The organism is Pirellulales bacterium (assembly GCA_033762255.1).
In the GTDB taxonomy this organism is placed as follows: Bacteria; Planctomycetota; Planctomycetia; order Pirellulales; family JALHPA01; genus JANRLT01.
The window spans coordinates 190,093-202,086 of record JANRLT010000070.1 but is presented as its reverse complement, the minus strand read 5'-3'; the positions used below and the strand labels follow the sequence as shown (position 1 = coordinate 202,086).

Annotated in this window: 13 protein-coding genes and 1 tRNA gene; 6 read left to right on the top strand and 8 right to left on the bottom strand. The window is 55.7% G+C overall.

The window, feature by feature from the left end:
• The 3 genes from SFX18_19910 to SFX18_19900 form a co-directional block, all read left to right on the top strand.
• Positions 1 to 329, top strand: a 329-nt coding sequence (locus SFX18_19910) for a hypothetical protein (GenBank protein ID MDX1965421.1), incomplete at its 5' end; no start/stop codon positions are given.
• A 1-nt stretch (position 330) separates the two neighbouring features.
• Entirely contained in the window at positions 331 to 543 is a 213-nt protein-coding gene (locus SFX18_19905) for a hypothetical protein (protein ID MDX1965420.1), read from the top strand.
• 195 nt (positions 544 to 738) lie between these two features.
• A complete protein-coding gene (locus SFX18_19900; protein ID MDX1965419.1) occupies positions 739 to 954 on the top strand; it encodes a helix-turn-helix transcriptional regulator in 216 nt (71 codons plus the stop codon).
• A gap of 1,326 nt (positions 955 to 2,280) precedes the next feature.
• Here SFX18_19900 and SFX18_19895 read toward each other — a convergent pair.
• A tRNA-Phe gene (locus tag SFX18_19895) sits at positions 2,281 to 2,353 on the bottom strand.
• Between the two features lie 324 nt (positions 2,354 to 2,677).
• Entirely contained in the window at positions 2,678 to 4,045 is a 1,368-nt protein-coding gene (locus SFX18_19890) for a serine/threonine-protein kinase (protein ID MDX1965418.1), read from the bottom strand.
• 290 nt (positions 4,046 to 4,335) lie between these two features.
• On the opposite strand from SFX18_19890, the gene SFX18_19885 reads away from it, so the two are divergent.
• Both SFX18_19885 and SFX18_19880 read left to right on the top strand, forming a co-directional pair.
• The gene (locus tag SFX18_19885) at positions 4,336 to 4,686 is read left to right on the top strand and encodes a hypothetical protein (GenBank protein ID MDX1965417.1); all 351 of its coding nucleotides are present in this window, start codon (positions 4,336 to 4,338) and stop codon (positions 4,684 to 4,686) included.
• Between the two features lie 22 nt (positions 4,687 to 4,708).
• On the top strand, positions 4,709 to 5,218 hold the full coding sequence (locus SFX18_19880) for a hypothetical protein (protein MDX1965416.1): 510 nt from the start codon (positions 4,709 to 4,711) through the stop codon (positions 5,216 to 5,218).
• A gap of 168 nt (positions 5,219 to 5,386) precedes the next feature.
• Here SFX18_19880 and SFX18_19875 read toward each other — a convergent pair whose 3' ends face one another.
• On the bottom strand, positions 5,387 to 5,644 hold the full coding sequence (locus SFX18_19875; protein MDX1965415.1) for a BON domain-containing protein: 258 nt from the start codon (positions 5,642 to 5,644) through the stop codon (positions 5,387 to 5,389).
• A 348-nt stretch (positions 5,645 to 5,992) separates the two neighbouring features.
• Complete coding sequence (locus SFX18_19870; protein ID MDX1965414.1) at positions 5,993 to 6,586, bottom strand: TlpA disulfide reductase family protein; 594 nt, start codon at positions 6,584 to 6,586, stop codon at positions 5,993 to 5,995.
• A gap of 258 nt (positions 6,587 to 6,844) precedes the next feature.
• Between SFX18_19870 and SFX18_19865 the strand changes: the two genes are divergently transcribed.
• Positions 6,845 to 8,473, top strand: a complete 1,629-nt coding sequence (locus SFX18_19865) for a CTP synthase (protein MDX1965413.1) — start codon at positions 6,845 to 6,847, stop codon at positions 8,471 to 8,473.
• Positions 8,474 to 8,680: 207 nt separating this feature from the next.
• Here SFX18_19865 and SFX18_19860 read toward each other — a convergent pair whose 3' ends face one another.
• The 4 genes from SFX18_19860 to ruvC all read right to left on the bottom strand — a co-directional run bounded on the left by SFX18_19860 (position 8,681) and on the right by ruvC (position 11,950).
• Positions 8,681 to 9,586 (bottom strand): metallophosphoesterase, encoded by a 906-nt coding sequence (locus SFX18_19860; protein MDX1965412.1) that lies wholly within the window; start codon positions 9,584 to 9,586, stop codon positions 8,681 to 8,683.
• Between the two features lie 129 nt (positions 9,587 to 9,715).
• The gene (gene miaA, locus SFX18_19855; protein MDX1965411.1) at positions 9,716 to 10,663 is read right to left on the bottom strand and encodes a tRNA (adenosine(37)-N6)-dimethylallyltransferase MiaA; all 948 of its coding nucleotides are present in this window, start codon (positions 10,661 to 10,663) and stop codon (positions 9,716 to 9,718) included.
• A 7-nt stretch (positions 10,664 to 10,670) separates the two neighbouring features.
• The gene (ruvA, locus tag SFX18_19850; GenBank protein ID MDX1965410.1) at positions 10,671 to 11,297 is read right to left on the bottom strand and encodes a Holliday junction branch migration protein RuvA; all 627 of its coding nucleotides are present in this window, start codon (positions 11,295 to 11,297) and stop codon (positions 10,671 to 10,673) included.
• A gap of 167 nt (positions 11,298 to 11,464) precedes the next feature.
• Positions 11,465 to 11,950 (bottom strand): crossover junction endodeoxyribonuclease RuvC, encoded by a 486-nt coding sequence (gene ruvC / locus SFX18_19845; protein MDX1965409.1) that lies wholly within the window; start codon positions 11,948 to 11,950, stop codon positions 11,465 to 11,467.
• Positions 11,951 to 11,994 lie beyond the last annotated feature (44 nt).

Below are 11,994 nucleotides of genomic sequence, written 5' to 3'. Positions count from 1 at the left end.
TCCCCGCGCTAGCTACTCAGGGATTGCGGGTGACAGTGGCAAGGGAAAACACCGTCCAGCGGCGGCGGCTGTTGACCTTGACCAGAGATGTAGCGCAAAACATCGTCCAATGCGTCCAATCGTCCAATGTGCGGGAGGGGTATCCCCAATTCTTGGACGATAAGTTGGACGATCTTGGACGATCCGGGGAAAACATCGTCCAAAGCTTAGACCCCGCAAATAACGGGTTATTGGACGATCTGGACGATCTGGACGATAAAAAACACCCTCTCTCTGGTGGCATCGGCGATCCCGATTTTATCCCCGTCGATCCAGAATTGGGGTTTTAACATGCCAACAACCAAACGCAAGCCGCGACTGCGGGAGATTCAGCTAGAACTATTCCCCGAACCGACCCGCCAGCAGGTGGCCGCCGAGTATACATTCGTGGCTATCCCCCAACGGGAACCGACCGCCGCCGACCGGCAAGGGATTGCCAAGTTTATGGAGGAGGCAAAGCAATATCGTGGCCGGGAAGCTGATCCGCATGAATTGCCGTTTTGACCAAAAATTCCGACCGCACAGGATGCCCCAGGAACTCGTTTCAACCATGAACGCGATACTTAGTACCAACCATACAACTGCCCCACAGAACGCAAATTTCGCAATCGCGGGATTTGGGGGGGATGATCCCCCAATAAAAAAGGCAGGTGAACGCATGTGCTTGACTCGCTACCAACTAGGTCATAAAATTTGGTTATGGGATCAAGTCACAAACTTACCGATCAGTTGCGACAGGTCATTCAGGCGAGTGGTCAGACTCGTTATTCCATTTGGAAGCAAACGGGCGTGACCCAGGATATTTTGTCACGCTTCATGACCGGCGAGCGGGGTATGAGTTTAGAGACCGCGGACAAGTTGTTTGAACACTTTGAAATTAAGTTAGTGACCCCCACGAAAAAACGGAGCAAGTAACAATGGCATCGATCTACAGAGTTGGCAAAGCTAAATGCCCCCCTAAGGGGATCAAATACTATGACGATGGCCGCGAAGTCCGTATCCCCTTGGGTGTGATTACCCAGGAGGATGCCAAAGAGATTTGCGAGCGGGTCAAGCAGCTAATTTCCGACCGTAAGCTAAATCAACCCCACAGGCCACAATTGGCGGCATGGCTAGCGGGTCTGGACCTGGAATTGCATAACAAACTTTCCGCCAAGGGTCTTTGTGAACCGCGTGAAGCCCCTCATAGTGCCCCTAATATGACCGCATGGCTGGACCGCTATATCGCGGAGCGGAGCGGGGAACTTGAAGCCAGTAGCGTGTATCGTCTCAAAACAACCGCCTACCAGTTGACCAAGTATTTCGGCGACAAACTTAGGATCGATGAGATTACCCCCGATGCGGCCAAAAGCTGGCGGGCGTGGCTCTTGCAACAGCCCGGGCAGGGCCGCAATGGCAAGCCGAAAACTCTCAGCGAAGCAACCGCACGCCTGCATTGCCGCAACGCCAAAGCCATGTTTAACGACGCGGTGAACCGGGAACTTATTAGCCGCAACCCGTTTTCAAAATTAAAATCATCCGCCATTGCCGCGGAGAACATGTTTTACTTGGAACCCAAAGACGCGTCCAAAATCGTCGATGCCTGCCCAGGTCTGCAATGGCGACTGCTCTTTGGGTTGTGGCGGTTTGCGGGTCTACGGAGCCGGGAACCCAACGCCCTTACATGGGACCGGGTGAATTGGGCCGACCGCGTCTTAACCGTCTACGGTCAAAAAACAAAGCAATGGCGGACGGTGCCAATCTGCCCGCGGCTAATGCCCCTCTTGGAACAAGCGTTTGAAATTGCGCCAGAGGGTCAGAAAAAGCTGATTACCCTCAGCAAACACAATCGCCACAGGCAACTAGAAAAAATCATCCTGGCGGCGGGTCTGGCCCCGTGGGATGACTTATTGCAGACCTTGCGGCGAAGCTGTGAGACCGAATGGTTAGCGGCAGGGGTGCCCCATTATGCCGCGGCCAGGTGGCTAGGCCACAGCGTCCAAGTCTCGATCCGCCACTATGCCATGATCCCCCCCAGCGTCCTAGACCAAGTGCGAAACAGCCCCCTGGCGGTGGCCGATTTAATCGATCAACCCAGCAGCCAAGAATCAGTGAACGCTTGTTCCGAAAAAGCTTTCACTAAATCGTTCACTACAGGGGGTGGAAAGGGCCAGAAAACGACGGAAACAGGGAATGAAAAGCTTGACAAAAAAAACCCCGCAAAACCCGATTTGAGCCGGGAAAATGCGGGGTTTTGTGAAGTGGTCAGAGCCGGGATCGAACCGGCGACACATGGATTTTCAGTCCATTGCTCTACCAACTGAGCTATCTGACCTCACGTTGTCTGGTCCCTTGCTAACGCAGCAGGCTGAATTAGACTGCGGGCTGAATATAACTAAAGGTCTCCCTGGCTAACGCTGCGGGCTGGATTATGCAAAACTGTCCCTCGCTGACGCGTCGGGCTGAATTATGCTGCGGGCTAAACTCTCACGTTCGTCTGAATTTCTTAGATTAACATGGATTTTGCCGCTGGCAAGCCCCCCGCCACACCTTCTAAAAAACGCGAAGTGCTTGGCAGGCATGGCTTTACAGTACATTATCCCCTAAAAATAGTCGCCCCTTCTGATAATCTGCCAATTGCTAATCGCTACCATTGCCACTACCGGGACAAACTGGCCGCCTGGATGAGGATCATCACCACCAGCCCCACGGCCAACAGAGCCACCACGCCCAGCAGGACCGGGATCATCCACTGGTTATTACTGACCGGCTTGAGTGGTCCCAGGTTCATCATCGATTGGCTGCCGCTCCCCAGGTCGTCTAGCGGTTCGTCGGGGATCGTCCAGATGCCGGAAGCCGGTTTGCGAATTTGTAAATTACGGGGACTCGACAGGCTGGGATCGACATCGACTGCCCCTGGCTCGGTATCTTGGTTCCCATCCAGGACATTGGCGGGGTCCTCGTCAAATTTTACCCGCCAGGCCGCCGTCTGGGGGACGCCTTCTCCCCCGTTCTCGCTGGCCCAGGGCGTCAGCCGCTCAATCAATTCCCCCATGCTGCCGATCCGTTGCTTGGGGTCTTTGGCCATCATGGCCGACATCAACACGACAAACCGGTCGCTCAGGCTAGGGTTGAGGACGCGGGGGTGAATGGGGGCGTCTTCGCAGTGGCGTTTGGCTTTGTCACGCGTGGTTCCCCCGGGATAGGGGACCTTACCCGTCACAGCGTAGTACAGCGTGCAGCCCAGCGAATAAATATCGCTTTTGGTCGTGACCGCCAGCGGGGTCAGGATTTGCTCGGGCGACAGGTAATCCGCCGTCCCCACGATCTTTCCCGCCCGGGGGTCGTCTCCATCGTGCAGCCAGCCCGCCAGGCCCAGGTCGCTCACTTTGCAGTGCCCTTCGGGCGTCACTAGCAAATTCCCCGGCTTGACATCGCGGTGGATCAGCCCCTGATTGTGGGCGTATTCCAGACCCCTGGCCGCCTGGGTCATGATGGAGGCGGCCTCCGCCATGCCAATGGCCCCTTTTTCCCGCACGTAACGGCGTAAATCCGACCCTGGCACATATTCGCAAACCAGATAATAGACATTACCGTCATGCCCGGCATCGATCGCCTTGACCAAGTGCTCGTGGTCGAGGAGTGCCTGAACGCGGATTTCGCGCATAAAACTGGCGATGGATTCCGGGGTGGTCTTGCTGCGGGGCAGTACCTTGACCGCGACCAACCGGCCCAGCATTTGATGCTTGGCCAAAAAGACCTGCCCCATCCCCCCCTGGCCTAGGGAATCAACGATGACATACGGTCCCAGGGTTAGTTTTGTATGGCCGGCCAGCAGTTGCTGCGCCTGAAATTGGGTCAGGACCTGGGCGGCGACCAGGCTATCGGCCAGGGCCTCGTCCGGTAGGGGGGGAGATTCAGGAGGCAGCGGCGGCAGCGTGTGCACATGCCGCTCCCAATCGGCGGGGGTCATCAGCCCACTAGCCAACAGACATTTGGCAAACGGCGGTTTGGTGGCGGGTGGCAAGGGTAAGGGGGGGAAGTGGTGAGTGGGTGGTGGTGTGTAGAAAGTGCGGGACGGATAGTGGTTAGTGAACGGTGGAGAGTGCGGAGTGGGGGATGCGCACGGTAAAAATTTATTATACTATGCCCTGGCAAGAGTTACGAAGAGTCGCCCCCGGGGGATTGTCCGCGGGAGTTTTCTCAGAGTTTGGCATTCCCGTGCGAAATTCCTAAACAATGTTGGGGAGGGGCAGGAAGATTCGTTAGAATGCAGGTTAACGAAATGTTCCCAGTGGACCTGATAGGAGTGGATGCATGTGGCTGTGGAAATACAAGACCGACATCTTTGTAATCGCGCTTATTGTATCGCCATTACTACTTTGGTTTACCATGATTTCCCTTAACAAGCGAAGTGATTTCGATCCCCAGCGCGCCGTGGAGATTACTCCCGCCGAATATAGAACCATTTATAAAGACAGGCACGAGCACAGATTTAGATATCATGGCAGTGATCAAGACTACGATTACTTTGAAGAAATTAACGACATCAATTTCATGTTTCCTTCGCAAAAGTTTTGGAAAGTAAAAATTCACGGCTTACATATGCAGCGTTTTCCTTATGATGGACAGCGCTCCGAGTTTACTGGCCGCCCACAACTGAATTAAGTAACCGGCGTGAAGCATTCCAATGTCCACCCTCATGGAAAATCCTTATTATGGCCTCGCCATCGGCGGACTCGCGGTCCTAATCCTGGCAGGCATCTTCTACCACACCGGCCTGGTCAAGTACCTCGTCTGGGCGGGGGTGGCCGCGATCTTGACCCTGGGTTATGGCGTGCTCGAGTCGGCCATTGTCACCGACCATGAACAGGTCGAGCAGGCCCTGTATGACGGCGCCGCCGCGGTCCAGACCAATGATCCCGACCGGGCCGCCACCATGTTTGCCCCACAGGCGGACCCTTCCGTGCAACGGTTGCTCTCGGTCATGCGGCAATTTCAGTTTGAGTCGATCCACCTGTTGGATTATCAGATCGAATTGAGTCCCATCGCCCAACCTGAACTGGCCCGCGTGCGCTTGGCGGTCTTTGCCCGGTTAAAAGAAGGTCTATCCGGCAAAGGGATCGTAAAACTGCTGTTTGTCAAAACCGCTGGTGCATGGAAACTGCAGGAATTTGCCGAAGTGTCTCGGGGAGAGTAGGGGGTAGCAGGCACGGTCCCCGTGCCGTAAAGCGAAAGCACGAATAGGCCCTGAATGCGCGAGTATTAGCCGCTATCAGAAAAATGCAGTCATGGCATCGGGACGATGCCGACTACATTAATAGCTACGGCACCGGGACGGTGCCTACTACTCAGGTTCCTGCCCCATTCAGTCCCGCCATTCGACTTCCAACTGGTTGTCGATCACCATGTCGCGCAGGGGCCGGAGGGCTTCTTGCGCCAGTTGCTTATGAAAGTACGACTTGACCCGGCCTTGCAGCGTGATTTTGCCCTCGGCCGCCTCAAATCGCAACTGACGCCGCAGGTCCTGCGGCTGACTGGCCAATACCGTCTGGATCCGGGCGGTAATGTCCGCCGCGAGGGGCGCCGTCACGGGAAGGGGGGATTCGCAAAGCAAGATCGACATGGGGGTGGGTGGGCAAACGGCGGTAGCGGAAATAAGAAAGCCTCCAAATGCCACGATGCGGCAGCCGCACGACGCGACTTTCGCGGAGAAGTCCGTTTTGACCGAGAATAAAATCGTCCCGCTGAGCAATTTTCTGGATGAGAAATTGCTTAATGATTAAGAAAAATAGGCAAGACGAGCGTACTGCGCAAGGCGTATCAATTGTAACGGTTGAGTGAAATGGGGACTTGGCTGTGGTAGCTGGTGAGTGGCTAGCATTTTGCCAACGCGGTCGATTCAAGCTGGGCGGATCAGCCGCTGGGCACTAGTCCTCGTTTTTATTAGCCCAAGACTTTTTGGCGATCGCAATTATTCCGCCAGCAGCTTATTTACTAGGGCCGTGACATCGGCATAGGTAAACTTTTCTTTGCCAGAATTGCTAAATTGTTTGACTAACGCTCCCGTTTGATCATAGACCCGCACGACCGGTATCGCCCCAAACCCAAACTTTTCATACAAAACGCCATCTTCATCGCTCGACAAAAAATTTCTCACCCGTGACGCTTTTTGCGCCTGTAAAAATTCTAATACTTTCGGCTGTAATTCGCTGAGTTCGTCCACCCCTTGATAGTCAAAGCTGAGCGAGACGCATTGCAACTTGTCAGCGGGGCGGGATTCGCTCAATTCGACTAAATGGGGAAATTCCTGGATGCACGGCGTGCAATACGTGGCCCAACAATCCAGGACGACCACTTTGCCGCGCATCCCGGCCAGCTCGGTTTGCAACCGGTCAAAGCTGACGGTCTCTAGCTTAACCTGAGGCTGCGCGCTGACTACAGGCGTCGGGTCGGTTGTCGCATTTTTGCCCGGCGCGTTGGGTGCCGACATTGAACCGCCACACCCATGGCAAACAATCAATAGCAAACCCCAGAAGGAAAATCGCCGCGTTAATGTGGGAATCATGGTGGCTTTCTCCGGGACGAAAAAAGGATCAAGGCTAAATGGGAAAATCGACGCCAGCGCACGGCAGCAGGTTTTTTTTCTTTTGTAAAGCAGTCCGCATCCCGCGACAACTCCCCCACCTAAATGCAAAAAGCCCAATTTAGGGCGTGTCGTATTCACCCAGCTTAAAACCCTCCTAGGCACTTAGGTGAGAATTTCGTAAAAATAGGGAAGTTGGGCGGTCCGTATACAACATTCATGGTAGAGGCCAAAGTCAGCATGACGAAACATATTTTTGTCACCGGCGGTGTGGTGAGTTCCCTGGGTAAGGGGCTAAGCAGCGCCAGTATCGGCATGTTGCTGGAGTCGCGGGGCCTAAGGGTGCGGATGCAAAAGCTGGACCCGTATATCAATGTCGATCCGGGCACGATGAGTCCCTACCAACATGGCGAGGTGTACGTCCTGGACGATGGTTCCGAGACCGACCTGGACCTGGGCCATTATGAACGGTTCACCAGCGGCGTGCTCAACCGGGATAGCAACTACACCACCGGGCAAATTTATCTGTCGGTCATTACCAAGGAGCGGCGGGGAGAATTTTTGGGCAAGACGGTACAGGTCATCCCCCATATCACCAATGAAATCAAACGGGTGATCCACAAACTGGCCTCCCCGGAGGTTGATGTGGTCATTACCGAGATTGGGGGCACGGTCGGCGATATCGAAAGCCAGCCGTTTCTGGAGGCGATTCGCCAATTTGCCCTGGATGTGGGGAAGGAAAACTGCCTGTACATTCATCTGACGCTGGTGCCGTATCTCAAGGCCGCTGGCGAGCTAAAAACCAAACCCACGCAACATTCGGTGGGCCTCTTGCGGCAGATTGGGGTGCAGCCAGATGTGCTGATTTGCCGCTGCGAGCGGTCGATTTCGCGCGAAGATCGAGAAAAGATCGCGCTCTTTTGCAATGTCCCCTTGGAAGCGGTCATCGAGGAAAAAGACAAGGATTTTTCCATCTACGAGGTCCCGTTGTCACTGGTCAATAATGGCCTGGACCAGTTTATTTGCAAGCGTTTGGGCCTGAGCACGGGGGTGCCAAATTTGGACGCCTGGCGGGATTTATTGCATCGACTGCGCAATCCCGAGCACGAGGTCAGCATAGCCGTGGTGGGCAAATACGCCGAACACCGCGACGCGTATAAGTCGATCTACGAATCGCTGGACCACGCGGCGATGCATCACCGCGCGCAATTGCGTGTGCAAAGCATTCAAAGCGAGTTACTCGAAAGCGAAAGCCCGGAACGCGTATTGGCGGGTTTTAACGGCATTTTGGTGCCGGGGGGATTTGGCGAGCGCGGCATCGAAGGAAAGGTGGAAGCCATCCGCTATGCCCGCGAACGAAACGTGCCGTTCTTTGGCATTTGCCTGGGGATGCAATGCGCGGTGATTGAATTTGGGCGGAATGCGCTGGAACTGGCGGGCGCGCATTCCACCGAATTTAGCCGCGATACGCCGCATCCCGTGATTTGCCTGTTGGATGAGCAAAAATCCATCACGGACAAAGGTGGAACCATGCGACTGGGGGCGCAGCCCGCGCGGTTGCAAGACGGCAGCCGAGCTGCGGCCGCCTACAATGCCGAGCGGATCATGGAACGCCACCGCCACCGCTACGAATTTAACAACAACTACCGCTCTTCCTATGAGGCGGCGGGGATGCAATTTACCGGCACCAGCCCGGACGGCACACTTGTGGAGATTGTGGAAATCACCGATCATCCATGGTTTGTGGCCGTGCAATACCATCCAGAGTTCAAAAGCAAACCCACCCAGGCCCATCCCCTGTTTGCGGCGTTCCTGGGGGCGACAATTGAGCATAAAGCCACGAACTGGAGCCTGTTGGCGGGATCGTAGAAATGTCCTCCTGTGACTCCGTCATTGTCCTCCTCTCACTCCGTGAGAGGGATATGCGTTAAGGGTTACTCTGAGAGTTGTGGATCAGGAAACTAATACCTGGTGAATCATTTTTGATCATCACACGGAGTGTGATGATGACATTTTCCCTTGCTGACGCTGCGGGCTGAGATTGCTGACGCGGCGGGCTAAAAAACTTGACCGCTTTTACGCGCGGGTCAACTCAATCACGGTAATTTCTGGCGGGGCTCCAAATCGCAAGGGGATCGCCACGGTTCCCACACCGCGGGAGACATACACCTGGCTTAGTGGGCCTTGCACAAGACCATGAACATACTTTTGCCCGTAGCGGCTGGGGACCACCGGCGCGCCATAGATCGGCAGGCAAAGTTGCCCTCCATGCGTATGCCCGCTCAGGACCAAGCCCACGCGCGGGTCGGCGGGGTTTTGCTCGACAAAGTCGGGATTGTGCGACAGTAAAATCGCTCCCGCGTCGTCCGGTTGCATCTCTCGCAAACCATCAAAGTTAGGCTGTCCATGCCACAGGTCATCCACCCCCGCAATGCGCAGGCGACTGCCGTTGCGAACCGCCCATTCCCCCCGGTTGGTTAGATTGACCATGCTGTTGCGTTCGACGGCCTGATAAAAGAGACGCACATCCTGATAATAATCATGATTGCCGGGCACGGCAAAGATCCCGACGCGCGGCCGCAGACATCCGAGTAAATCCAGGCAGGGATCAACCAACTCTCCCCCGCGGCTGACATAATCGCCCGTCAGGCAAATCACATCCGGCTGCAACGCATTGACCGCGTCAACCACGCTTCCAATGTAACCCAGACTGACTAGCTTGCCATGATGGATATCGGTGAGCTGAACAATCGTTCCGCCAATCCAACCGGTAGGCAAACGGGGAATAGCGACCTGTTGGCGGACAATCCCTACCCAGCCTGCTTCAATTGCGCTGTAACCAAGGGCCGCCACTCCCGTCCCCATGGTGGCGAGGACCGAGTTAAGCAAAAACCTCCTTCGCGACCAGCGGCGCGCTGGAGGGGACGTCTGGAGGGGGGGCGCGGAATCATCGGTAGCGGCGTTAGTGTCGGTCATCGGCATCCGCCGCTCAACGTAAAATAACGTGAACCGGGCATAAAAGCTTTTGGGGCCCGGGGGTGTCCCAAAATAAACGCGTCTTTAAATCTACCGCCAAATACGCGACCGTAGGCTAAAAAGTTCGATATTTTTCTAGGGATGTTGCGGCAAATCAGCCGCTTGCAGCACCATTTCTCGGATTTGCGAGGTTTCCAGCAGGGAATTTACCGAAATCACACGGCATTCTGACAATCCGCGAAACCACGTCGCCTGGTGTTTGGCAAAATTCCGCGTTTTTTGCTGGACCAGGGAGATCGTCTCCGCAAGGGACCGCTTTCCCTGCAAGTGTTCGATCACTTCCCGGTAACCGACCGCCTGGCGAGCAGTGCGGCCCGGCGGATGCGGCGCGGCCAACAGAGAGGCTGTCTCGTCGACTAGTCCCGCGGTAAACATGTTTTCCACCCGCTGGTTAATGCGCGAATAAAGTTCCGCGCGGGGCCAGTCAAGGAGAAACACCCGCACTTGGGTTTGGGGAACGGGTTGGTCAAAATGTTGTTGCTGACGGCTCAGGGGCTCGCCAGTCAGTTGATAAACTTCTAACCCGCGGATAATGCGGCGTTCGTCGGCGGGGTGCAGCTTGGCGGCTAAGTGTGGATCGACCGCGCGGAGTTGATCATGCAAATATGCGGGGCCATGTTTCGCGGCCTGGGCGGCCAGTTCGTGCCGCAGGGGCCAATTTGGTTCGGGCCCGGAATACAAACCCCGCAAAAGTGATTTCAGGTAGAGCGGCGTCCCCCCCACAAAGAGCGGCAGTTTGCCGCGGGCCAGTATTTCATTCACAGCGGCCAGGGCCGCATCGCGATACTCGGCCAGCGAAAATTCCTCGTGCGGATCGCGCAAGTCCAACAAATGATGAGGAACGAGCGCACGCTCGGCGAGCGTGGGTTTGGCGGTGCCGATGTCCATTCCTCGATAAATGGCCATCGAATCCAGCGATAAAATCTCGGCCTGGAGCGCGCTGGCTAGTTCTAGGCTGACCGCGGTCTTTCCCCCCGCCGTCGGTCCGGTCAAATACCACGCCGCATGCAGGGGATTGGTCATGGGCGGCCTACTTTTTGTTTCCTTCATACACCGCCAAGAGTAGTTCCTGCACATCCTTGAATTTCTTTTTGCCAGCCAGGGCCTTATCAAGCAGTCGCCGGGCGTCGCTTTCGGCATGGCCCAGGCTAAGCAGCGCGTCAAAGGCCTCGCGCATGACATCCGGCGGGGCGTCGGTGGCCGTGGCGGGGTCGTCGCGAGCCACCAGCAGGGCAAATTTGGGCATTTTGCGGCGGAGTTTGGCGATCATCCGCTCGGCGGTGGCCGGACCGATACCCGGAAGCGCGGCGAGCGTCTTTTGGTCTTGTTCCTCGATCGCGGTGGCGACCTCCCGCACCGCCCGGACCATCGCCCGCAGGGCTTTTTTTACCCCGACGCCATCGACCTGGCAAATCATGTCAAAAAATTCCCGTTCCACGTCGGATAAAAAACCGACGAGCCGTGGCGTAAGTTTATTTCCTACTGAATTTCCTTCGAGGTATTGAATCGTGTGTAATTCAATTTCACGGCCCAACTCCCCCTGTAAACGGCGGCGGACAAATTCAGGGATCAGCACTTCATAGTCAAACGCCCCGACGCTCAGGGTCAAAATTTCCTCGCCCACAAAGGCGATCGTGCCGCGAATTTTGGTAATCATGGTGGGGGGGAAGGGGAGTTTGGAGAAGTGGAGTTTCGAGAAGTGGAGGAATGGAGATTGGTATTTGGATTTTGGATTTTGGTATTAGGTTACAAAACTACAACGTCTTCTCAGTGAATTCCTCGGCGAACCCTGTGACTTTGTGGCTTAGGAATGTCCCTAAGCCCTCATACCCTCGATTTCACAGCATACGCGTGACATAAGGCGATTGCCAAGGCGTCGGCCACGTCCGCCGGTTCCGGCAGGGCAGGCAATCGCAATTCGCGCTGGATCGCCAATTGCATCTGGGTCTTGGGGGCGCGGCCATTGCCAGTCAGAGTTTTTTTGATTTGTGTCGCGCTGTAGGCAATCACCGGTATCCCCGCCTGGGCTCCCGCCAAACAGATCACCCCACGGGCATGCCCCATGAGAATGCTGGTGCGCGGATGCTCATAGTGGGAATACAATTGTTCCAGTGCCAGCGCGACCGGCTGATGTTGCGCGAGAATCTCGGCAATGCCCGCATGCAGTTCCTGCAATCGGAGGGCAAATTCCCGCTCCGCCGATCCGGGACGGATAATACCCGCCTCTACCAACTCCGGCTCCCGCCCACCCAGCCGCAACAGGCCATAGCCGGTGGTGTTTAGTCCGGGATCAATGCCAAGGATCAGCATGGTTGGGAGAAGTGGAGTTTGGAGGAATGGAGGAGTGGAGTTTG

What these genes read in the sequence shown, in the direction of transcription:
- SFX18_19905 (MDX1965420.1), top strand. Translation starts at nt 331, where the DNA reads ATGCCAACAACCAAACGCAAGCCGCGACTGCGGGAGATTCAGCTAGAA.
- SFX18_19865 (MDX1965413.1), top strand. Translation starts at nt 6,845, where the DNA reads ATGACGAAACATATTTTTGTCACCGGCGGTGTGGTGAGTTCCCTGGGT.
- SFX18_19900 (MDX1965419.1), top strand. Translation starts at nt 739, where the DNA reads ATGGGATCAAGTCACAAACTTACCGATCAGTTGCGACAGGTCATTCAG.
- miaA (MDX1965411.1), bottom strand. Translation starts at nt 10,663, where the DNA reads ATGACCAATCCCCTGCATGCGGCGTGGTATTTGACCGGACCGACGGCG.
- SFX18_19880 (MDX1965416.1), top strand. Translation starts at nt 4,709, where the DNA reads ATGTCCACCCTCATGGAAAATCCTTATTATGGCCTCGCCATCGGCGGA.
- SFX18_19870 (MDX1965414.1), bottom strand. Translation starts at nt 6,586, where the DNA reads ATGATTCCCACATTAACGCGGCGATTTTCCTTCTGGGGTTTGCTATTG.
- ruvC (MDX1965409.1), bottom strand. Translation starts at nt 11,950, where the DNA reads ATGCTGATCCTTGGCATTGATCCCGGACTAAACACCACCGGCTATGGC.
- SFX18_19885 (MDX1965417.1), top strand. Translation starts at nt 4,336, where the DNA reads ATGTGGCTGTGGAAATACAAGACCGACATCTTTGTAATCGCGCTTATT.
- SFX18_19860 (MDX1965412.1), bottom strand. Translation starts at nt 9,586, where the DNA reads ATGCCGATGACCGACACTAACGCCGCTACCGATGATTCCGCGCCCCCC.
- ruvA (MDX1965410.1), bottom strand. Translation starts at nt 11,297, where the DNA reads ATGATTACCAAAATTCGCGGCACGATCGCCTTTGTGGGCGAGGAAATT.
- SFX18_19875 (MDX1965415.1), bottom strand. Translation starts at nt 5,644, where the DNA reads ATGTCGATCTTGCTTTGCGAATCCCCCCTTCCCGTGACGGCGCCCCTC.